Source organism: Stenotrophomonas sp. YAU14D1_LEIMI4_1, assembly GCF_003086815.1.
GTDB lineage: Bacteria > Pseudomonadota > Gammaproteobacteria > Xanthomonadales > Xanthomonadaceae > Stenotrophomonas.
Window position 1 is genome coordinate 4,276,322 of sequence record NZ_CP025997.1, and the last position, 20,768, is coordinate 4,297,089.

Below are 20,768 nucleotides of genomic sequence, written 5' to 3' on the forward strand. Positions count from 1 at the left end.
GATGGACGGACTGACCGACCGCCAGGCCTGGCTGTTTTCGATCAAGACCTACCTGGCCGCGATCGCCGCGCTGTATATCGCCATGGCCGGCAACCTGTCCCGCCCGTACTGGGCGATGGGCACGGTGTACATCGTCAGCCAGCCGCTGCTGGGCCCGACCCGGGCCAAGGGCGTGTACCGCATTGTCGGTACGTTGGTGGCCGGCCTGGCCACCCTTCTGGTACTGCCGGCGCTGGTGGAAACGCCGATGGTGCTGAGCGCGGCGATGTCGCTCTGGCTGGCCGCCTGCCTGTTCCTGGCCCTGCTCAACCGCGGCCCACGCGGCTATGCGTTCCTGCTGGCCGGCTACACCACCGCCTTCATCGGCTTCCCGGCCGTCACCTCACCGGAAACCATCTTCGACACGGTGGTGGCGCGCAGTGAGGAGATCATCCTGGGCACGGTGGTGGCGGTGTTGTTCGCTTCGCTGCTGTTCCCCGCCTCGGTGCGGCCGATGCTGCGCGGGCGCATCAACAACTGGATGGAAGACGCCGCGCAGTGGTGCCGGCAGATCCTGGAGCGCGGCCGCGCGCATGCACCGCGCAACCGGCTGGCCGCCGATCTGGTGCAGTTCGAGGCCCTGATCGAGTTCCTGCGCCGCGACGATCCACGCCATGCCGGCTCCGCCGTTTCGATGGAACGGCTGCGTGAGCGCATGCTGCTGTTGCTGCCGGTGCTGTCGTCCATTGCCGACCGCTTGAGCGCGTTGCGCAGCCACGGCCAGGTACTGCCGCAGGGCCTGCCGGAACTGGTGGACGATATCCGCGCGTGGATCGACACCCCTGCCAGCGCCAGCGACTACGCGCGCCTGCACGCCCGCATCAGCGCCCTGAAGCCGCAGGTGGACCGCGACCTGCAGCACCTGCAGCTGGCCAGCCTGCTGCTGCGCCTGGAGGAGCTGGTGGACCTGTGGCAGGACTGCCGCACCCTGCAGCACGCCATCGACCACGGCACCGCACCGCTGGACCGCGCGCACTACCGCATCCGCACCGAGCGCGTGGCCACCGACAAGCACGTGGACTACGGCATGGCGCTGTTCTCCGCGCTCAGCGCCGGCGTGGCCCTGATGAGCTACTGCGTGCTGTGGATTGGCCTGGGCTGGGAGGGCGGTGGCAACGGCGCGATGATGGCGGCGGTCACGGCGGCCTTCTTCGCCGCACAGGATGATCCGGCGCCGAGCATGGTCTCGTTCCTGGTCTGGGCCATCGTCGCTTCGCTGGTGGCCGGCGTGTATCTGTTCGGCGTATTCCCGGCCGTGCACGACTTCGGCCTGCTGGCGCTGGTGCTGGCGGTGGCGTTCCTGCCGCTGGGCCTGCTGTTGCACCACCCCAAGAGTGCGCTGTTCGCGCTGCCGCTGACGGTGAACCTGGCCGCGCTGCTGAGCCTGCAGAACACCTACAGCGCCAACATCCAGAGCTTCCTGAACTCGTCCATCGCGATGTTCATCGGTATTGGCTTTGCCGTGGTGATGACCCGCCTGTTCCGTTCGGTGGGTGCCGAATGGACCGCGCGCCGGCTGGTGCGGCAAGGCTGGACCACGCTGGCCGAGGCCGCCGAAGGGCGCGGCCAGCAGGATCGCCAGCGCTTCGCCGCGCGCATGCTGGATCTGTTGGGTCTGCTGGCGCCGCGCCTGGCGGCAACGCCGGAAGGCAGCGACATCGCCTCGGTGGACATGCTCAACGAGGCGCGCATCGGTCTGAACATCCTGCAGTTGCGCCGTGCCCGGCTGGAACTGCCGGAACGCAGCCGCGAAGCGGTGGAACACATCTTGGAAGAACTGGCCGCACACTACCGGCGCCAGGTGGCGGCACGTCGACCCATCGCCGCCAGCGAAGCGCTGCGCGAACGGTTGGATGCCTCGCTGGGCCGCGTGGGCAGCGTGGCCGCCTGCAAGGCGCGCGATGAAGCGCTGATGGGCCTGATCGGCGTGCGCTTCGCATTGTTCCCCGAAGCCAAGGCGCTGGCACCGGGCGTGGCGATGAGTGCGGCCGGACAGCCGTAGCGCGATACCCTGTGCAGCCACAGACCCTGCGATGGGGTCAGAGCCCTCTCCTGCGGAGAGGGATCCGACCCCGGCGCTGCAACAGGACGGTTCAATGAGTTACGACATGATGGTCTTCGAGGCCAGCGCGGCGCCACGCGATGCGGCGGCCTTCATCGCCTGGTTCGAGAAGCAGGTGCAGTGGGGCGAGAACCACGAGTACGACGACCCGGCGGTCAGCAGCCCGGCGCTGCAGGCCTGGTTTGCGGACATGGCGCGGGAATTCCCACCGATGAACGGCCCGCTGAGCAACGATGATGACGACCGCGCCGAAGTGACTGATTACAGCATCGGCCGGCAGGTGATCTACGGTGCCTTCGCCTACTCGGTGGCCGAGCGCGCGCATGGCCGCGTGCAGGACCTGGCCGAGCAGCACGGCGTGGGCTTCTTCGATCTCAGCGCCGATGAAGCCGCGATCGTCTTCCCCGATGGCCTGGTGCTGATCGCGGAATGACGGGGGGCGGCAGGGCTGCGCCCTGCACCTGCCGAATCAACATCAACGTCAACGTCTTCGGCGCGATGGGGTCAGAGCCCGTTCCCGTCGGGAACGGGATCCGACCCCGCTTCTGCACCCAGCCGCCAGGCCAGGCCGCCCAGGCGGCTGGCGTGGCGCTTCAGCGCCGCCACCAGCACCTCTTCGCTGCCGGCCAGGTGCAGGCGCTGGCGGGCGCGGGTCAGGCCGGTGTAGACCAGTTCACGCGACAGCACGCGGCTGTCCTGCCGCGGCAACTGCAGCCAGACCTCATCGAATTCCGAACCCTGAGCCTTGTGCACCGTCATCGCGAAGGCGCTTTCGTGCGCGGGCAGCGCGGCCGGATGGAAGGCGCGGGGCTGGTCGAGCGTGTCGCCGGGGAACCAGGCGGCCATCGCACCCTGCGGGTCGCGCAGGCAGATGCCGATATCACCGTTGAACAGCCGGTGCCGATAGCTGTTTTCGGTGATCAGCAGCAGACGGCCCTGGAAGTAGCCGGGCGTGTTGCCGGCCAGCAGCTGTTCAATGCGGCTGTTGAGACCGCGCGCGCCCTGCGGGCCTTCGCGCAGTGCGGTGAGCACGCGCAGGCGACCGGCCTGCTGCAGCGCGCGGCCGGGGTCGTCGGCCTCGGCCAGCGCTCGCCAATGCGAGAGCAGGTGCTCGCGCTGGCCGCGCAGCGGATCGGCATCGTGTTCGTGGAAGCTGACCCCGGACAGACTGCCGTCGCGCAGCAGGGCCAGGGCGGCGCCGCTGTCACCGTCGCGCACGGCCTGGGCCAGCGGTGCCAGCTGCAGCGCATCACTCTGCCGATAGCCGCGCTGCAACTGCACGCGGCGGCCAGCGAAGGCGCGTGGCGGTGCCTGCGGCTGCAGGGTGGGCGCGGCCAGCAGGCCGTGCAGGGCCTGCGCGTCGTCGACACGGGTGCCTGTGCCATCACCACTGGCGCGCAGGATCGCGCTGAGCACATCGCCAGCTTCCACCGAGGGCAACTGGTCCGGATCGCCCAGCAGGATCAACCGTGTACCGCTGGCAATGGCATCGACCAGCTTGGCCATCAGCGGCAGATCGATCATCGAGGCTTCGTCCACCACCACCACATCCACCGGCAGTGGATTGTCGGCGTGGTGGCGGAAGCGCGGCGAATCGGGAATGACGCCGAGCAGGCGATGCAAGGTCGTGCCGGTGCTCGGCAATGCCGCACACAGCGCCGGGTCCAGCCCTGCTTCCTGCAGCCGCTGCACGGCCAGGCGCAGGCTTTCGGCCATGCGCTCGGCGGCACGCCCGGTGGGTGCGGCCAGGGCCACCTGCGGCGCCGGTTGCCCCGCCTGCAGGGCCTGCGCGGCCAGCAGCAGCAACAGACGGGCGATGGTGGTGGTCTTGCCGGTACCGGGGCCGCCGGTGACCAGCGCCAGCGGGTGGCGCAGGGTCACCCCGGCCGCACGTGCCTGGTGGTCTTCCTGCGTGGCGGCGGCGGGGAACAGACGTGCGAACAGGGGCGCCAGCGCGGCCATGTCCGGCGCCGGCAGCGGGTGCCGGCCGATGCGCTGCAGCCCGGCGGCCAGCTGCCGCTCGTATTCGCGGTAGCGGCGCAGGTACAGCAGGCCGTTTTCCAGCACCAGCGGTGCCTCGGCGGCAGCGGCATCCGGGTCATCGGGCTGTGCCACCCAGGGCGAGGCCTGCAGCTGGGCCAGCCACTGCGGCGGCGGCGGCCACGCGGCCACGCCCTCGATCAGGCGACCGGGCTGCGCCGGGTCGAAACCGGCATGGCCCTGCGATACCGCCAGCGAGGCCAGCGCCGCAGCCACCGCCACGGCATCGGGCGTATCGTCGCGCAACCGCAGCAGGCTGGTGGCCAGGGCATGGTCGAGCGTGCGCAGGTGGCGGCCCACGTACAGCTGTTTCAGCAGACTGGTGCTCATGCGCTGGCTCCGATGGCACGCGCGGCCAGTTCGGCATGGGCAGCGTCGCCACCGGCAAACAGGGCGTCCAACCCATCCACCAGCTCGGGTGCGAAGCGGTCGACATGGACCCCGTTGCCATTGCCGTCCAGGCCGCGGCAGAACAGGTAGCGGATACCGCCCATGTCACGCGCGTAGTCGTAGGCGCGGCCCAGGCGGAAGCGCAGCCAGCGGTGCAGGGCCACGGTGTAGATCAGCGCCTGCAGGTCATATTCGCTGTGGCGCATGGCGATCTGCAGCAAGTCCGGGCTGTAGCCCGGCAAGCGGTTGGATTTGTAGTCGAGCACGTACCAGCGCCCATCGCGTACATAGGTCAGGTCGATCTTGCCGGTCATCAGCCCTTCCAGCCGGCGGCGCAGGCCAAAGCCACGGCGTGCGCTGGCAATGCCATGGGCGTGCAGCAGCTGCAGCAGCGCCGGCACACTGGTCGGCTCGATGGCGAAGTGGAACTCGATCTCGGCGCGGCGTTCGCCCTCGCCCAGGCTGTGCAGGGCACCACCCTCGGGAAGGCCAACGGTGAGCGTGTGGCCCACCAGCGGCACCAGCACGGCCACGCCATCGTCCAGATCCTGATCGGCATAGCCTTCATCGTGCAACGCCTTGCGCAGCAGCGCGGCCTGCCCTTCGGGCGCGGGCTGGTCCGGTGTCCAGCCACCCCACACGGCGAAATCGACGTTTTCCAGCGCCTCATGCAGCACGTTGCCAAAACGACTGCCCATGAAGCGCGGGTCCGGCGGCACGCTATCGGCATCGGCGGCGGCCGCTTCGGGCAAGGCCGGTTCCAGTGGCAGCTCGGCGCCGGCAGGTTCGTCGGCGGCCGGTGCCGGCAGTTCAGTGGCGGCCGCTTCGACATCGTTGCCGGCATCGGCGTGCGCGAGCTGGGTGAAGCTGTAGACCCACCAGTCGTGTGGTACGCGCCGGGTCAGGCTGCGCACGGCCGGCAGGTCACCTTCCTGTTCCGCCGGCAACTGCGGCAGCCGCAGCACCGGCGCGCTGTCGTCGATGCAGACGTCGGCATGCGTGCGCAGGGTCTGCAGATCGCCCAGCAGCGGTGCCAGGCGGGTCTTGCCCAACCCGGCAAGGTCGCCGATGGCGATCCACAGCGCGTGCTCGGCGCGGGTCAGGCCCACGTACAGCAGGCGGGCGTCCTCGGCACGCTGCTCACGTTCGCGCTGGCCGCTGGCGGCCTCCCAGGCCTCGTCCTTGTCCAGCTTCCAGTGCAGCTGGCGCTGGCCGTCCACGTGCACGGTGCAGTGCGCCGCGTTGTTGGACGCGCCGCCGTCGATGCCAACGAACGGCAGGTACACCAGCGGGTATTCCAGGCCCTTGCTCTTGTGCAGGGTGATGATCTGCACCCGCCGCGCATCCGACTCCAGGCGCAGCAGCTGCTGTTCGTCGTTCTGGTCGGCATGGACCATCTGCCCCTGCAGCCAGTCCAGCAGGCCATGCATGCCCAGTGCCTGCGCCGAGGCCTCCTGCAGCAGTTCGCCCAGCTGCAGGTAGTTGGTCAGCCGGCGCTCGCCATCGATCAGGGCCAGCAGGCGTTCGCCCTGCGCGGCACAGACATCGGCCACCACGGCGAAGGGGCCGCCGCGTTGCCAACGCTCGCGCCAATGCAGCAGCTGGGTCTGGAAGCCACGCTGCAGGTCACCTTCGCGCTCCATGCTGGCGATCGCGCTGGCGGGCTGGCCCAGCAGCACGGTCGCCAGCGCGGCGCGCAGCCGCCCTTCGTCGGCCGGCTGCAGCAAGGCCAGCAGCAACGCGCGCAGATCGCGGGCCTCGCGGGTGGCGAACAGGCTCTGCTTGCCGGCGGCCACGGCGGGAATACCCACCGCGGCCAGCGCGCGCTGCACCAGCGTTGCCTCGCGGTGCGAACGCACCAGCACGGCGATATCACCGGGCTGCACCGGCCGGCCACGCAGCACCGCCGCGCCGGCGCGGGCGTCGACCAGGGTCTGGTGGATGGCGGCCACGCAGGCCTGGGTCGCTGCCGCGCGCGAGGCGTCGGCGCCCAGCGCCTTGTCGCCGTCACTGCGCAGCACGCGCAGGGTCAGTGCCGGTGCCGCTGCACCCTCACGCAGGTAATCGTCATCGCTGCGCACGCCACCGGGGCGCACCGGCTCGAAGCCGATGCCCGCTTCCAGGAAGGCCTCGTCGCCGCCGTTGTCATACAGCGCCTGCAGTGCGCGCAGCACCGCGGGCCGCGAGCGGAAGTTCTGGTCCAGCGGCGGCGCCGGCTGCGCGGCCTGCTTGGCCTTCAGGTAGGTGTGGATGTCACCGCCGCGGAAACCGTAGATGGCCTGCTTCGGGTCACCGATCAGGAACAGCGCCGGTGCCAGGCCCAGGGTCTGCACCTCGGCCGAATCACCGAACACGGTGTGGAAGATGCCCCACTGGCGATCGTCGGTGTCCTGGAACTCATCGACCAGGGCGATGCGGTACTGCTGGCGCAGCTTGCGCACCAGGTCCAGCCGCTGCGGCCCCTCCAGCGCCTGGGCCACGCCGTCGATCAGGTCGTCGTAGGTCTGTACCCGGCGCGTGCGCTTGAGTGCGGCCAGACGCTGGGCGGCCTCCTCGCGCAGCGCATGCAGGAAGTTCAGCGCGGTGCCGCGCAGCCACTGCTCACGCTGGTCCAGCAGCGCCACGTAGCGCTGCAGCGGTGCCTGCAGCGGCGAAGACGGCGTGCGATCGACGCACTTCTTGTTGGTCTTGGCCGCCAGCGCATCGGGCAGCAGGGCCGGCAGACGCTCGCTGGACAGCAGTTCGGTGGCATCCCCGCGCTCGCCCCAGGCCAGCAGCTGCCGGCCCAGCGGGTGCAGCCAGCCCAGCTTGTAGGACACGCCATTGATCCATTTGTTGTCGACCGCTTCGCACAGATCCAGGAAGAACTGTTCGCCATGCTCGCGCACGGCAAGCGACAGTTCTGCCGCCGCGCTCTGCAGGGCCGGGCGCGGGTCGTCCACCGCCACCACCTGCGGGCGCGGGTGCAGCGGTGGCGAGGCCAGCAGCGCACGCAGGTCCGACGCCAGCGCATCGGGGTGCGACCACAGCCAGGTCAACGGCTCCAGCGTGGCCGGGTCGTTGGCATGCACGCGCCACAGGTCCGCGGCCAGTTCCTCCAGCAGTTCGCGGTCGCTGGCCAGCAGTTCCGGCGGATCGAAGGTATGCCCGCTTTCCAGTGCGTATTCGCGCAGTACGCGCGTGCAGAAGCCATGGATGGTGAAGATCGAAGCCAGGTCGATCTCGTCGGCGGCGACCTGCAGGCGGCGCTGCAGGGCGGCCGCACTTTCGCTGCCGCCATCAAGGTGCCGCTGCAGCACCTGCCGGGTCAGCAGCGCGTCGTGGGCCTCGTCGGCGGCCGGCGGCAGGTCCACCAGCCGCGCGGCCAACGCCAGGCGCTCGCGGATGCGCTTGCGCAGTTCCTGGGTGGCCGCATCGGTGAAGGTCACCGCCAGGATCTGGCCGATGCGCAGGCGCTGTTCCACCACCAGGCGGGTGAACAGGGTGGCCAGGGTGAAGGTCTTGCCGGTGCCGGCGCTGGCCTCGATCAGGCCGATACCGTGCAGCGGCAGCAGCAGGTAGGGATCAACGGGGGCATTCATGCGTCGGCCTCCTTGCTGGTGCCAGCGGGACCGCGCCCGTCACGTACCGCACCGAACACGATCTGGCTGTTGCGCAGCAGATCGGCATAGCTGTCGTCATCGGCAAAGGGATCGGCACCCCGCAACAGCAGTTGCCAGGCATCGCTGTTCGCTTCGCCCCAACTGCGGTCGCTGCCGTGCCATTGCTTCCAGCCTTCGCTGCGCTGTTTTTCCACGGGCGCGGTGAACAGCACCCAGCCGGTGTACGGGGCGAAGCGCAGCGGCTCGCGCAGGCCGCGCTGGCGCAGCTGCAGCAGCGCACGCAGGGCAGCGCGCGCCGAGGACACGCTGAGCGCGGGCAGCAGGTGCGGGCCGGGGCCGGCGTCGCCGCCATCGTGGAACTGCACCAGCGGCAGCGCATCGCCGGCGGCATTGGCCAGCAGCCAATCCAGCCCCTGGCGGATGACCGCGTTGCCGTTGAGCGTGCCGGCACGCAGGCGCACCAGGCCCTCCGGGTGGCGGTCGGCCACCCGGCCGTGCAGGCGCACGCCATCGATGTCCACGTCGTAGCGACGGCTTTCCAACGGCTGCCCCCGCATCCAGCCCAGCATCGCGCTGGCATAGGGGCGGGTCTTGAGCTGTTCGGCTTCGAACTGGCGTTCGCCCAGCGCACCGGACGGCAGCAAACCACGCGCGCGCAGGCGCGGGTACAGCGGCTCGGCATCGCCACTGAGGGTGGCGCGCACGACGGCGGCCTGCACGCTGCGCTTGTCCGGCCCGCGCGAGGACAGCACCAGCGGTTCCAGGTCATCCACCTCGTCGACCTCGTCGGCCAGGCGCAGGCCCAGGGCCTGGGCCAGGAACTGTCCGGCCGGGTCGCACAGGAAGCGGCGCAGCGCATCCAGTGCCACCTCCGCTTCCACCGCATCGTCCAGCGGCGGTGGCAGCGGCGCGTCGAACCACGCGGGCAGTCCACTGCGCTGGCCGGACAGGCGCCCGGCCGCGGGGTGCCACTGCCGGCGGTAACTGAAGCGGCGCCCATCGCCTTCGCCGAACGCGGCCGGCGAGAACGGCTGCAGCGCGTGGCGCACGGTGAAGTCACGTGTGGCCGTGGCGGGGTCCTGGTGGTAGGCGGCCGCGGCGTCGATCAGTTCACTGACCAGCACCGAAGGTTCACGCACGCTGCCATCGCGCGGGTCCGCCCCCAGGTAGCTCAGATAGAACACGTCCTGGGCGGCGGCGAACAGCTGCAGGAACAGGAAGCGGTCATCCTCGCGGGTGGAACGATCGCCCGGGCGGCGGCGCGGCGTATCCAGTTCGGCGGTGAGCTGGTTCAGGCCCGCAGCCGGGTCGCGGCGCGGGAAGTCGCCATCGTTCAGGCCCAGCACGCAGATCACCCGGAACGGCAGCAGGCGCATCGGCACCATGCGGCCAAAGCTGATGCCACCGGTCAGCAGCGGCGCGCGGGTATCGGCTTCGGACAGCGCACCGGCGAAGTGCGCACGCACCACCTCCGGTGGCACACCCTCTTCGAAGCCGGCGCGGGTGGCATCGTCGGCGAACTGGTTCAGCAGCTTGCGCAGTCGCTCCAGTGCGCGCTGGCTGTTGGGTGAGGTGGGCGCTTCGGGCAGCAGCGCATCGAGCAGGGCCAGCAGACGCTGGCGCCACTGTGCCGGGGTGAGCGTGTCACCCAGCCGCCGCTGGTACACCGCCAGCACACGCAACAGGCGCAGCAGCCGGTCCAGCGCGTCCAGCGCGCCGCCTTCCAGTTCGGTCCACGGCGCCACACCGGCCAGATCGACGTCGCTGCCGGTGGCGTGGCCCAGCAGCAGCCGGTCCAGCGCGAACTGCCAGGTATAGGCGTCATCGCGCGGCGCCTGCATCTGCCCGCGGTGGTTGGCATCGATGCCCCAGCGCGCGCCGGCCTGCTGCAGCCAGCCGTGCAGGCGGTCGAAATCCACCGCTTCCAGGCCGGCGGCCTCGGCCAGCGGCGCGCTGGCCAGCAGATCCAGGATCTCGTTCAGGCCGAAACGCGAGACCGGCAGGCCCAGCAGGTGCACGAACACATCGGCCAGCGGCTCACCGGCCAGCGGGCTGCTGTCGGCCAATGCATAGGGAATGTGGTCTTCTTCGCCGCTGCGGCCGCCGAACACCGCTTCCAGGTACGGCACGTAGGGGTCGATGTCCGGCGCCAGCACGGCGATGTCGCGCGGCTGCAGCGGGGGATCGTAGCGCGGGTCCTGCAGCAGCGCGCGCAGCTGGTCGTGCAGCACCTGCAGTTCGCGCAGCCGGGTGTGGCAGGCGTGCACCTGCAGACTCGGGTCATCGCTGTGCAGGCCATCGCGCAGTTCCCCCGACGGCAACGCGCGGCGGTGGAACAGGTCGCGCTGCAGGCGGTGCAGCAGGCTGTCGGCCAGGCCGCCTTCGGCCAACGTGGGCCGGGTGTCTTCTTCCGGGTCGGAATAGGCGGCGATCTCGCCGGCCGGATGCACCACCTCGTAGCTGCCCAGCACCGCCATGAAGTCGCGGCCGGCCGCGCCCCACGCTTCCAGCAGGCGGTTTTCGCCGGCGGCTTCGCCGAAGGGGTCCGGCGCACCGCTGCGCAGGCGCTCGGCCAGCGTCTGCAGGTCGCCCCAGTACGATTGCACCGGGGTTGGCATATAGAAGTGCAGCTCGCCCACCCGCGACTGGGTGGCCATGACCCGCAGCACGTCCGGCGAGATGTTCAACGTGGCGAAAGCCGACAGGCGTGGCGGCAGGCCCTGCGGCAGCGGCTTGCCCGCGCCTTCGTAGCGGTCCAGGTAGTCCTGGATGCGCCGCGCGCGGTACCCCTGGCCATGGGCGATGGTCCGCCACAGGATCGCCTGCGGATCGTCCGGGTCGGCGCCGGCATCCCAGCGCAGCAGCCAGTCGCGGCGCCAGGCCTGGTACTTCTCGAATACCGCGGCCAGTTCGCCAGCCAGCGCCCACGGCTTCAACGTGTCGCCCCCGGCCAGATAGGATTGCAGCGCACGCATCGCCGGCAGGGCCAACAGCGACGGATCGCGCAGGGCGCTGTACAGTTTCCAGTGCAGCCCGGCCGCGTCCAGGTCGTCGGCTTCGCCGGGCACGTTCGCGTTGAGGGCGCGGGCAACAAACTCGCCCGGGGTGAGGAACTCCAGGTTCGCCGCTACGCCATACTCGGCCGCCAGGGTGGCCTGCAGCCAGCGGCGCATGGCCACCTGGGGAATCAGCACCACCTCCGGGGCCAGCAGCGGCTGGCCGGGAACCGGCGCACGCACGTTGCGCGCCAGCAGCGCGGCCAGCACATCCAGGGAGTTGGAATGGTAGAGACGGAAATCGTTGCCGGGGTCACTCATCGTGCACAGTGTGCCGCACGACCGCCGCTATTCAATGGTGTACCGGCAGCACCGGTACGGATTGTTCCGGGGTACCCGGGTATTGTCCCGGCCGCGCAGGTGGCACGGCGTGCGACAATACTGCACCGTCCAGTCCGCTTATGTTCAGCCGGCTGGCCCGATTCTGCCCTGTCGAAAAAACGTTAATGGTGCCCATGTCGGCTTCCGCCTCCAGCTTGGTGCAGTTGTCCAACGTCCGCATCGACCGGAGCGGGCGCACGATCCTGCGCGATGTATCGCTGCAGGTTCCGCAGGGCAGCATCACCGCCGTGCTCGGCCCGTCCGGCAGCGGCAAGTCCACCCTGCTGGCCGCCCTCACCGGTGAACTGCGCCCGGTGTCCGGGCAGGTCACCCTGTTCGGCAAGCCCATTCCGCACGGCAGCGCCGAACTGCTGGAGATGCGCCGCAGCGTGGGCGTGCTGCTGCAGGGCAATGGCCTGCTGACCGACCTGACCGTTGCCGAGAACGTCGCCCTGCCCCTGCGCGCCCACACCCGCCTGCCGGCACCGGTGCTGCGCCGGCTGGTGCAGATGAAGCTGCACGCGGTCGGCCTGCTGGCCGCGGCCGATGCCTGGCCGCGCGAGCTGTCCGGCGGCATGGCGCGCCGCGTGGCCCTGGCCCGCGCGCTGGCCCTGGACCCGCCGCTGATGATCTACGACGAGCCGCTGACCGGGCTGGACCCGATCGCCTCGGGGGTGATCATGAGCCTGATCCAGCGCCTGAACCACAGCCTGGGCCTGACCAGCATCATCGTCAGCCACCACGTGCACGAGACCCTGCCGATCTGCGACCAGGTCATCGCCATCGCCAATGGCGGGGTGGTGTTCCAGGGCAGCCCCGAAGCGCTGCAGACCAGCCAGGACCCACTGCTGCGGCAGTTCCTGCACGGCCAGCCCGACGGCCCCATTCCCTTTGACGCTGCGCCGCGGGCGAGGGTCGCCTGATGCCGTTCGTGCAAGCCACCCGTTCGCTGGGCCGCGCCGGTCTGTTCTCGCTGACCGTGCTGCGCGGTTCGCTGCCCACCCGTGATTTCCTGGCCGAGCTGACCCGCGAGATCTACAAGATCGGCGCGCGCTCGCTGCCGATCATCGCCGTCGGCGGTGCCTTCGTCGGCCTGGTGCTGACCCTGCAGGGCTACCGCACGCTGACCACCTTCGGTGCAGCCGACGCGCTGTCCACCCTGCTGGGCCTGTCGCTGTACCGCGAGCTGGCGCCGGTGCTGACCGCGCTGCTGTTCATCGGCCGCGCCGGCAGTTCCATCGCCGCCGAGCTGGGCCTGATGCGCGCCACCGACCAGATCAAGGCGCTGGAACTGATGGCCATCGATCCAGTGGCCAAGGCCGTGGCCCCGCGCTTCTGGGCGGCGGTACTGACCGTGCCGTTGCTGACCGGCGTGTTCTGTTCGCTGGCCATCAGCGCCAGCTACTTCGAGGCCGTGCATGTGCTGGGCCTGGACAACGGCGTGTTCTGGTCGGCGCTGCGCAACAGCGTGGACTTCTGGGACGACTTCGGCGTGGCAATGCTGAAGTCGGCCATCTTCGGTGGTACCGCCGCGCTGGTGGCCTCGTATGTGGGCTTCCACGCCGAACCGACCATCGAAGGCACCTCGGTGGCGACCACCCGTGCGGTGGTGAACGCCTCGCTGCTGGTGCTGATGTTCAACTTCGTGCTGTCGGCAATGCTGTTCACGTAACCCTTTCCACCGGCGGTGCGCAGGGCGCGCTGCCACCCAGAGACGATCAGGTATTCCACATGGCCATCCGCGGTCCCAGACTTGAATTCTCCGTCGGCGCATTCCTGCTGCTGGCCCTGGCTTCGCTCATGGTGCTGGCCGTTGCCTCCACCAACCAGCGTTGGAGCTGGGGCAGCCAGGGCTACGAGCTGAAGGCGCGCTTTTCGCAGGTGGGCCAGCTGCGCAAGCAGGCACCGGTGAAGATCGGCGGTGTGACGGTCGGCCAGGTGGCCGCCATCGATCTTGACCCGGTGAAGTTCGAGTCGATCGTGACCCTGCGCATGGACAGCAAGATCAAGGACCTGCCGGCGGATACCTCGGCCGGAATCTTCACCAGCGGCCTGCTGGGCGAAAGCTACATCGGCCTGCAGCCGGGCGGCGATCCGGACGTGCTCAAGGCCGGTGACGAGATTGTCTTCACCCAGCCGGCGGTCGATCTGATCCAGCTGGTGGGCAAGTACATGTTCAGTGGCGGCGCCGGTGGCGGCGCCGACCCGAAATCCAACGAGAGCGCCCCCGCGCCTGCAACGGAACCGCAACCATGAAGACGAAACTGATCCCGGCCCTGCTCGCTTCCTCGCTGCTGCTGGCCAGCCCGCTGCTGGCCCAGGCACAGCAGTCCACCGCACCGGCCGTGGCCGCCCCGCAGGGCCAGGCCGGCAAGGTGGTCATTGATGCCAGCACCCGCATCCTGAACACCCTGCAGCAGCGCCGCAGCGAGTTCAGCAGCAACCCGGCCAGCCTGCGCAGCTACATCGACAGCGAGCTCAACCGCACCTTCGACCGCGACTACGCCGCGCGCCTGGTGCTGGGCACGCACGCCCGCGGCGCCTCGGACGCCGACATCAAGCTGTTCGCCGATGCCATGGCCGACAGCCTGATGCAGCGCTACGGCTCGACCCTGCTGAACATCCAGGGCAAGCCCAGCTTCCGCCTGAAGGGCGAAAGCCCGCTGCCGGGCAACCGCGGCGTGCGCGTGGCCACCGAACTGGTGCGCGCCGGTGCCGAGGGCACCCCGGTGGAGTACTGGATGCGCAATGTGGGCGGCCAGTGGAAGATCTTCGACGTGAACATCGAAGGCATCTCCTACGTGCAGACCTTCCGTAACCAGTTCGACGCGCCGCTGCGCCAGAAGGGCATCAAGCAGGTGGCCAGCGAACTGCGCAGCGGCAGCATGCAGGCCGGGCCCGCGGGCAATGGCAAGTAAGCCGCTGGCGCTGCTGGAAGGCGACACCCTGCGCCTGCGCGGGGTGTTGGACCGCGCCGCGGTCATTGCCCTCTGGCCGCAGTTGCAGGCCCTGCCCGCCAAGCTGGCACGGCTGGAACTGGGCGATGTGGAACGCGTGGACAGCGCCGGTCTGGCGCTGCTGGCCGAACTGGCCGCACGTGCACGCACACAGGGCCATACCCTGGCCATCGCCGGCGCCCCGGCCGGCTACAACGAACTGAGCGCGGCCTACCGGCTGTCGCCCACCCTGGATTTCACCGCACCTTCTGCTGCGAGCTGACATGAACGTCGTACGCGCCATCTCCCTTCTTCTTGTTGCCGCCGCGCTGAGCGCGTGCGCCGGCAAGCCCGCGCGCAGCGACGCGCCCGTGGCCGACACCGTGGTGCCGGCCGCCGCCAGCGAACCGGTGGCCAGCGATGCCGTACCGGCGACCGACGTGGCACCGACCACTGACAGTACGACCGCCGCACCGGCCACCGCCGCGACCGCAGCCCCGCCGCCTGCCGGCCAGGCGGGCAGCGCTGGCAACAGCACCGCCGCGGCCGGCGATGATGACGACTTCGATGCGCTGTATGGCAGCAATGCCACCACCGCCGATGCCTCGGCCTACGACCCGTGGGAGCCGCTGAACCGCAAGGTGCATGCGTTCAACAACGCGGTTGATCGTGGCGTCGCGCGCCCGCTGGCCACCGCCTACACCCACGTGGTGCCGCGCTTTGCCCGTACCGGCGTCAGCAACTTCTTCAGCAACCTGCGTTCGCCGCTGACCATCACCAACCAGCTGCTGCAGGGCCGACCGGGCGATGCCTGGGACACCCTGGGTCGCTTCCTGATGAACAGCACGCTGGGTATCGGTGGCCTGTTCGATCCGGCCAGCAAGGCCATGGTCCCGCGTCGCAATGAAGACTTCGGGCAGACCCTGGGCGCCTGGGGCTGGCGCCGTTCGCGCTACGTGGAACTGCCGTTCTTCGGCCCGCGTACCGTGCGCGATGTGTTCGGCCTGGCCGGTGACATTCCGCTGTCGCCCATCCGCACCATCGAAGAAGACAAGGTGCGTATCGGCCTGCAGGGCCTGCAGCTGGTGGACACCCGCGCACAGCTGATGGCGCTGGACGATATCCGCGACAGCGCAGTGGACGAGTACGCGCTGACCCGCGATGCCTGGCTGCAGCGCCGCAACTACCAGATCGAGAACGATCTGCGTGGCAAGCGCGAGCGTGGCAGCGACGATGCCAATTCGCCCATTCCGGTCGATGCCATGCCGATGCCGCAGTGGAGCAACTGATCGCTGCGACCGGCGCATGAAAAAACCCCGCCTTGGCGGGGTTTTTTTCTGGCTGCTGCCCTGGGGTCAGGCGGCCAGGGCGGCCTCGACCGCTTCGCGCAGGCGCGCATCATCGGCGGCCACGTCCGGTGCGAAGCGGGCGATGACCTGGCCATCGCGGCCGATCAGGAACTTCTCGAAGTTCCACAGCACCGCCGGCGCCGGCAGGGTGGGAATGTCCTTGCCGGTCAGCAGCTCGCGCAGCGGACCTTCGCCGATGGCCTGCGGCTGGGCGGCGGTCAGCTGCTGGTACAGCGGGTGGATGTCCTCACCGGCCACGCTGATCTTGGCGAACATGGGGAAGCTGACGTTGTAGGTCAGCTGGCAGAACTGCTGGATCTCGGCTTCACTGCCCGGCTCCTGGCCGAGGAAGTTGTTGGCCGGGAAACCCAGCACTTCCAGGCCCTGCGCCTGCTTGTCGGCGTACAGCGCCTGCAGGCCTTCGTACTGCTTGGTCAGGCCGCACTTGGAGGCCACGTTCACCAGCAGCAGTACCTTGCCGTTGTAGTCGGCCAGGGACGACGGCTGGCCGTCGATGGTGGTGAGGGAAATGTCCTGGATCGGGGTGCTCACGCGGGTGCTCCGGCAATGGCGGGAAAGGTCTGCCAGCATAGCGCCGCGCGCGTGCTGCGCGCGCTCAATCCACGCAGATCGTGCCCTGTGCCTTGCCCGCTTCGATGCGCTGGCGGCAACCGAAGTTCTGGCTGACATCGCGCTGGCAGGTACCCGTGGCGACCACGCCTGCCTCGGTTTCGCCGGTGGCCAGGCACTGGCCACTGCAGTCCTGCTTGCCGCTGCAGGTCTTGCCCGCATCGGCATAGGGAATCACGCACTGCACGCGCTGCAGGCGGCCCAGCGGCTGCAGGGTGCCGCCGGCGGCGCGGCAATCGACATCGCGGGCTTCCTGGTAGGCCTGGCTGGCTTCAGCGGTATCGGCGGCGGCTGGCTGTGCCGCCGCATCGGTCGCCGGCGGGGTGCTGCTGCAGGCGGCCAGCAGCACGCCCAGGACAAGGCTGGCAAGGAAACGAAGGCGCATGGTTGGACCTGCTGGCGGTAATCGAGGCCGCCAGCATACGCACCACGCGGTGCAAACGGTGTGTCAGCCCTGCCCGGCGTCGTCGGCTTCGGGTGCTTCGTCTGCGGCCAGGCCATCGGGCAACAGCTGCCGGCTCTGTTCGGCCGGCAGCGATTCCACCTCGCGCAGCTTGCGCGCGATCGCCCGCGTGCGCACGCCGGTCTGGTCGATCTGCTTGCTGGCCTGGTCCAGCTTGGCCTTCACGTTGTCCAGCACATCGCCGAACTTGCCGAACTCGGTCTTCACCGCGCCCAGCAGGCTCCACACCTCGCTGGAGCGCTTTTCGATGGCCAGGGTGCGGAAGCCCATCTGCAGGCTGTTGAGCAGCGCGGTGACCGTGGTCGGCCCCGCCACCACCACGCGATGGTCGCGCTGCAGCAGGTCCACCAGCCCGGGGCGGCGGATCACTTCGGCGTACAGGCCTTCGGTGGGCAGGAACATCACCGCGAAATCGGTGGTGTGCGGCGGCACGATGTATTTCTCGCAGATGGACTTGGCCTGGATCTTCACCGCCCGCTCCAGCTGCGCGCCCTGCACGCGCACCAGTTCGGCGTCGCCCTGCTCCTGTGCATCCAGCAGGCGTTCGTAATCTTCGCGCGGGAACTTGGAATCGATCGGCAGCCACACCGGTGCATCGTCGGCGGCGCGGCCAGGCAGGCGCACCGCGATATCGACCATCTCGCCACTGTCCGGGCGCACCTTCACCGCGCGTGCGTACTGTTCCTGGATCAGGGTCTGTTCCAGGATGTTCTCCAGCTGCACTTCGCCCCAGCTGCCGCGCGTCTTCACGTTGGTCAGCACACGCTTCAGGTCGCCCACGCCGGTGGCCAGCTGCTGCATCTCGCCCAGGCCGCGCTGCACCTGTTCCAGACGCTCGGACACCAGCTTGAACGACTGCCCCAGGCGGGTTTCCAGGGTGGACTGCAGCTTCTCGTCCACCGTCACCCGCATCTGTTCCAGCTTCTGCGCGTTGTCGGTCTGCAGCGCGCGCAGCTGCTCTTCCAGGGTGGCGCGCATTTCGGCAATGCGCCGCTCGTTGCGCTGGGTCAGTTCCTGCAGGCGCAGGCCCAGGCTTTCGGTCAGCCGCTGCTGCGACTGCGCGCCTTCTTCGCGGCCCTTACGCGCATCATCCACCAGGGTCTGGCGCAGCGCGCCCAGCTGGGTATCGGTGCGCGTGGTCAGTTCCTGCAGCTGCTGGCCGAAGGCATGGATGCGCGCTTCCTGTTGCTGGCCGAAGACTTCCAGCTGCGCACGCAGCTCCTGCAGGCGCTGGCCCAGCAACGCACCGCTGCGCTGCTGGCTGTCGGCCGCTTCGGCGCGCGCCTTGCGGGCGTCTTCGCCCAGCGCTTCGCGCAGCAGGTCCAGGCGCTGGTCGGTGCGGGTCGAGAGATCGGTCAGCGCGCGGGCGAAGCCATCGAGCTGTTCACGCAGTTCGCTGCGGCCACTGCGGGCCTCGTCGCGCACGGCCTGTTCCAGGCGGTCATGGGGGGGCCGGCGCAGCAGGGCGACCAGCTGCAGGACAAGAATGGCCAGCAGGAGGCCGCCAACGATGAGGAATTCAGTTTGCATGCCGCCAGTGTAGGCTGGCCCCGTCTCAAACGCTGCGCCTGACCATGCTGGAACTGTACGGAAAGCCGACGTCGATCAACGTGCGCAAGGTGCTGTGGCTGGCGGCCATGCTGGGCCAGCCACTGCGGCACCACGTGGCCCCGGCGGCCGAGCTGCTGCGCGGGCTGAACCCCAACGTGCAGGTGCCGGTGCTGCGCGAGGGCGACTTCGTGCTGTGGGAATCCAACAGCATCTGCCGCTACCTGGCCGCGCGTGCCGGGCGCGATGATCTGCTGCCGATGCAACCGCAGGCGCGGGCGCGGGTAGAGCAATGGATGGATTGGCAGGCCACCGATCTGAACACGGCGTGGCGCGCGGTGTTCATGGCCCGCGTGCGTGGTCATGCCGACTACCCGGACGATGCGCGGGCGGAGGCCAGCCTGGTGCAGTGGAACGGGCTGATGGCGATGCTGGATGCGCACCTGGCGCAGCATGCCCACGTGGCCGGTGATGCCTTCACCCTGGCCGATATCGTGCTGGGGCTGTCGACCCAGCGCTGGCGCTGCACACCGGGGAACAAGCCGGCGCTGGCCAACGTGGCCGCCTGGTTCGAGCGCCTGCGGCAACAGCCAGGGTTTGCCGAGCACGTCGACAACGGAGTTGCCTGAGGGGCGGGTGTTTTTTGCAGGGCTTGCAGCCCTGCACCTGCCGTAGAGTCGAGCCATGCTCGACTGAAGCAACGTCAAGGGCTGGGTATCCGTGCGATGGCGGGGCGGGTCCGGTTGCGGGGGACGCCGTAAACCCATCCATGCGGGCTTAGCCGCGCCATCCATGGCGCGGATACCCCCGCAACCGGACCCACCCCGCCATCGACAGACTTCCGCGATCTGTCGGAACTGCGTTCTGCTTTGGTTGGCACGGGACCGGCTCTGGTAGGTGTCGACCTTGGTCGACACACGAGCGAAGCGACCGGCTTTTTGCTCTTTCTTTGCTTTTCCGTGGCTGACCGCACACGGGAACTGTCAGAGGTCGGGCGGGTGGGTTGCGCGGGGGTGTCGGCCGCATGGATGCGGCCGACAAGCCTCCATGGGTGAGGGCGCTTTGGCTTGCGAAGCACTGCTTCGCAAGCGCCCGAACGCCCAGCCGCTGGCGGCTGGGCCGGGCCCCGGAGGGGGATTCACGGCGTCCCCCGCGCAACCCACCCGCCCGACCAAGCGCATGACCCGCTTTCCGCGACCAACCCCCAGCCACCAGGGGCTCAGCCGTTGGCCGGAACCCTCACCAGCCTTCCAGCACGATCTTGCCCTTGGCGCGGTGGCTTTCCAGCAGTGCGTGCGCGCGGCGCAGGTTGGCCGCGTTGATGCGCCCGAAGTGCTCGCCCAGCGTGGTCTGCAGCACACCGGCATCGATCAGTTCGGCCACCCGGTTCAACAGATCGTGCTGCTTCTGCATGTCCGCCGTCTTGAACAGCGGGCGGGTGAACATCAGTTCCCAGTGCAGCGACAGCGCCTTGCGCTTGAGCGCCATCACGTCCAGTTGGCCCGGGTCATCAATCAGCCCCAGCTGGCCCTGCGGCGCCAGAACCTCCACGATCTGCGCGTAGTGCTGGTCGGTGTGGGTCAGGCTGGCCACGTGTTCCACCTGGGCGATGCCCAGCCGGGCCAGGCCTTCGGCCAGCGGCAGGCTGTGGTCGATCACGTGGTGGGCGCCCATGGCGTACACCCAGTCCTGGGTATCGGGGCGCGAAGCGGTACCGACCATCGTCAGCCGGGTCAGCTGGCGTGCCAACTGCACCAGGATCGAGCCGACGCCGCCAGCGGCGCCGATCACCAGCAGGGTCTGCCCTTCACCACCGCCCTCGGCAATGCGCAGGCGGTCAAACAGCAGTTCCCAGGCGGTGATCGCGGTCAACGGCAGCGCCGCCGCTGCGGCATCGTCCAGCGTGGAAGGCTTGCGGCCAACACTGCGCTCGTCCACCAACTGGTATTCGGCATTGCTGCCGGGGCGGTCGATCACGCCGGCGTAGTACACCGCGTCGCCCGGCTGGAACAGGGTCACCTCGCTGCCCACGGCGTCGACCACGCCCACCGCATCCCAACCCAGCACGCGCGGGCTTTCTGTGGCGGCGCTGCGGCGAACCTTGGTGTCGACGGGGTTCACGGCCACCGCGCGCACGGCCACGCGCAGGTCGCGCGGGCCGGGCTGGGGCAGGTCCAGGTCGATATCGACCAGGGCCTGGGGGTCATCGATGGGCAGGCCGGCGTGGGTGTAGGCAATGGCGCGCATGGGGCGATCCAATGGGGGACAGGAAGGCACAGCGTGCGCCGCGCACGCCTGCCGGGAAAGGCGCAGAATCAGTCAGCACTTTCAC

General features: G+C 69.4%; 16 protein-coding genes. 9 read left to right on the plus strand and 7 right to left on the minus strand.

Annotated elements, in window-relative coordinates; translation table 11 throughout:
* The first annotated feature begins 1 nt into the window (after window position 1).
* Both C1932_RS19570 and C1932_RS19575 read left to right on the plus strand, forming a co-directional pair.
* Window positions 2–2,041 (plus strand): FUSC family protein, encoded by a 2,040-nt coding sequence (locus C1932_RS19570; RefSeq protein ID WP_108763272.1) that lies wholly within the window; start codon window positions 2–4, stop codon window positions 2,039–2,041.
* A 94-nt stretch (window positions 2,042–2,135) separates the two neighbouring features.
* On the plus strand, window positions 2,136–2,534 hold the full coding sequence (locus C1932_RS19575) for a hypothetical protein (RefSeq protein ID WP_108763273.1): 399 nt from the start codon (window positions 2,136–2,138) through the stop codon (window positions 2,532–2,534).
* Window positions 2,535–2,605: 71 nt separating this feature from the next.
* Here the strand turns inward: C1932_RS19575 and recD are convergent, their stop codons facing one another.
* Genes recD through recC form a run of 3 tightly spaced genes read right to left on the minus strand, consistent with a single transcriptional unit; the run spans window position 2,606 to window position 11,450 of the window.
* A complete protein-coding gene (recD, locus tag C1932_RS19580) occupies window positions 2,606–4,471 on the minus strand; it encodes an exodeoxyribonuclease V subunit alpha (RefSeq protein WP_108763274.1) in 1,866 nt (621 codons plus the stop codon).
* The gene (recB, locus tag C1932_RS19585; protein WP_108763275.1) at window positions 4,468–8,112 is read right to left on the minus strand and encodes an exodeoxyribonuclease V subunit beta; all 3,645 of its coding nucleotides are present in this window, start codon (window positions 8,110–8,112) and stop codon (window positions 4,468–4,470) included. The genes recD and recB overlap by 4 nt, the downstream gene beginning before the upstream one ends.
* Window positions 8,109–11,450 carry an exodeoxyribonuclease V subunit gamma gene (gene recC, locus C1932_RS19590; RefSeq protein WP_108763276.1) on the minus strand — a complete coding sequence of 1,114 codons (3,342 nt, stop codon included), beginning with the start codon at window positions 11,448–11,450 and terminating at the stop codon, window positions 8,109–8,111. The genes recB and recC overlap by 4 nt, the downstream gene beginning before the upstream one ends.
* 194 nt (window positions 11,451–11,644) lie before the next feature.
* Between recC and C1932_RS19595 the strand changes: the two genes are divergently transcribed.
* From C1932_RS19595 to C1932_RS19620, 6 genes are read left to right on the plus strand one after another with little or no spacing between them, the layout of a single operon-like run.
* Window positions 11,645–12,433, plus strand: a complete 789-nt coding sequence (locus tag C1932_RS19595; protein WP_108763500.1) for an ATP-binding cassette domain-containing protein — start codon at window positions 11,645–11,647, stop codon at window positions 12,431–12,433.
* On the plus strand, window positions 12,433–13,182 hold the full coding sequence (locus C1932_RS19600; protein ID WP_108751406.1) for an MlaE family lipid ABC transporter permease subunit: 750 nt from the start codon (window positions 12,433–12,435) through the stop codon (window positions 13,180–13,182). Before C1932_RS19595 ends, C1932_RS19600 begins: the two co-directional genes overlap by 1 nt.
* Before the next feature lie 59 nt (window positions 13,183–13,241).
* Window positions 13,242–13,766 carry an outer membrane lipid asymmetry maintenance protein MlaD gene (gene mlaD / locus C1932_RS19605; protein WP_108757579.1) on the plus strand — a complete coding sequence of 175 codons (525 nt, stop codon included), beginning with the start codon at window positions 13,242–13,244 and terminating at the stop codon, window positions 13,764–13,766.
* Entirely contained in the window at window positions 13,763–14,428 is a 666-nt protein-coding gene (locus C1932_RS19610; protein ID WP_108754656.1) for an ABC transporter substrate-binding protein, read from the plus strand. The genes mlaD and C1932_RS19610 overlap by 4 nt, the downstream gene beginning before the upstream one ends.
* Window positions 14,418–14,729, plus strand: coding sequence for an STAS domain-containing protein (locus C1932_RS19615; protein WP_108763277.1), 312 nt, complete (start codon window positions 14,418–14,420; stop codon window positions 14,727–14,729). The genes C1932_RS19610 and C1932_RS19615 overlap by 11 nt, the downstream gene beginning before the upstream one ends.
* A 1-nt stretch (window position 14,730) precedes the next feature.
* Window positions 14,731–15,735, plus strand: a complete 1,005-nt coding sequence (locus tag C1932_RS19620) for a VacJ family lipoprotein (protein WP_108763278.1) — start codon at window positions 14,731–14,733, stop codon at window positions 15,733–15,735.
* 66 nt (window positions 15,736–15,801) lie between these two features.
* On the opposite strand, the gene C1932_RS19625 is transcribed toward C1932_RS19620, so the two are convergent.
* The 3 genes from C1932_RS19625 to rmuC all read right to left on the minus strand — a co-directional run bounded on the left by C1932_RS19625 (window position 15,802) and on the right by rmuC (window position 18,418).
* Complete coding sequence (locus C1932_RS19625) at window positions 15,802–16,347, minus strand: glutathione peroxidase (protein ID WP_108754658.1); 546 nt, start codon at window positions 16,345–16,347, stop codon at window positions 15,802–15,804.
* 64 nt (window positions 16,348–16,411) lie between these two features.
* A complete protein-coding gene (locus C1932_RS19630; RefSeq protein WP_108754659.1) occupies window positions 16,412–16,810 on the minus strand; it encodes a hypothetical protein in 399 nt (132 codons plus the stop codon).
* A gap of 63 nt (window positions 16,811–16,873) precedes the next feature.
* Complete coding sequence (gene rmuC, locus C1932_RS19635; RefSeq protein ID WP_108763279.1) at window positions 16,874–18,418, minus strand: DNA recombination protein RmuC; 1,545 nt, start codon at window positions 18,416–18,418, stop codon at window positions 16,874–16,876.
* 44 nt (window positions 18,419–18,462) lie between these two features.
* Between rmuC and C1932_RS19640 the strand changes: the two genes are divergently transcribed.
* Window positions 18,463–19,065, plus strand: a complete 603-nt coding sequence (locus tag C1932_RS19640; RefSeq protein WP_108763280.1) for a glutathione S-transferase N-terminal domain-containing protein — start codon at window positions 18,463–18,465, stop codon at window positions 19,063–19,065.
* Window positions 19,066–19,675: 610 nt separating this feature from the next.
* On the opposite strand, the gene C1932_RS19645 is transcribed toward C1932_RS19640, so the two are convergent.
* Window positions 19,676–20,683, minus strand: coding sequence for a zinc-binding alcohol dehydrogenase family protein (locus tag C1932_RS19645; protein ID WP_108763281.1), 1,008 nt, complete (start codon window positions 20,681–20,683; stop codon window positions 19,676–19,678).
* Between the last annotated feature and the right edge of the window lie 85 nt (window positions 20,684–20,768).

What these genes read in the sequence shown, in the direction of transcription:
- mlaD (WP_108757579.1), top strand. Translation starts at nt 13,242, where the DNA reads ATGGCCATCCGCGGTCCCAGACTTGAATTCTCCGTCGGCGCATTCCTG.
- C1932_RS19645 (WP_108763281.1), bottom strand. Translation starts at nt 20,683, where the DNA reads ATGCGCGCCATTGCCTACACCCACGCCGGCCTGCCCATCGATGACCCC.
- C1932_RS19630 (WP_108754659.1), bottom strand. Translation starts at nt 16,810, where the DNA reads ATGCGCCTTCGTTTCCTTGCCAGCCTTGTCCTGGGCGTGCTGCTGGCC.
- C1932_RS19600 (WP_108751406.1), top strand. Translation starts at nt 12,433, where the DNA reads ATGCCGTTCGTGCAAGCCACCCGTTCGCTGGGCCGCGCCGGTCTGTTC.
- C1932_RS19575 (WP_108763273.1), top strand. Translation starts at nt 2,136, where the DNA reads ATGAGTTACGACATGATGGTCTTCGAGGCCAGCGCGGCGCCACGCGAT.
- C1932_RS19570 (WP_108763272.1), top strand. Translation starts at nt 2, where the DNA reads ATGGACGGACTGACCGACCGCCAGGCCTGGCTGTTTTCGATCAAGACC.
- C1932_RS19615 (WP_108763277.1), top strand. Translation starts at nt 14,418, where the DNA reads ATGGCAAGTAAGCCGCTGGCGCTGCTGGAAGGCGACACCCTGCGCCTG.
- C1932_RS19640 (WP_108763280.1), top strand. Translation starts at nt 18,463, where the DNA reads ATGCTGGAACTGTACGGAAAGCCGACGTCGATCAACGTGCGCAAGGTG.
- C1932_RS19595 (WP_108763500.1), top strand. Translation starts at nt 11,645, where the DNA reads ATGTCGGCTTCCGCCTCCAGCTTGGTGCAGTTGTCCAACGTCCGCATC.
- C1932_RS19620 (WP_108763278.1), top strand. Translation starts at nt 14,731, where the DNA reads ATGAACGTCGTACGCGCCATCTCCCTTCTTCTTGTTGCCGCCGCGCTG.
- recC (WP_108763276.1), bottom strand. Translation starts at nt 11,450, where the DNA reads ATGAGTGACCCCGGCAACGATTTCCGTCTCTACCATTCCAACTCCCTG.
- rmuC (WP_108763279.1), bottom strand. Translation starts at nt 18,418, where the DNA reads ATGCAAACTGAATTCCTCATCGTTGGCGGCCTCCTGCTGGCCATTCTT.
- recB (WP_108763275.1), bottom strand. Translation starts at nt 8,112, where the DNA reads ATGAATGCCCCCGTTGATCCCTACCTGCTGCTGCCGCTGCACGGTATC.
- recD (WP_108763274.1), bottom strand. Translation starts at nt 4,471, where the DNA reads ATGAGCACCAGTCTGCTGAAACAGCTGTACGTGGGCCGCCACCTGCGC.
- C1932_RS19610 (WP_108754656.1), top strand. Translation starts at nt 13,763, where the DNA reads ATGAAGACGAAACTGATCCCGGCCCTGCTCGCTTCCTCGCTGCTGCTG.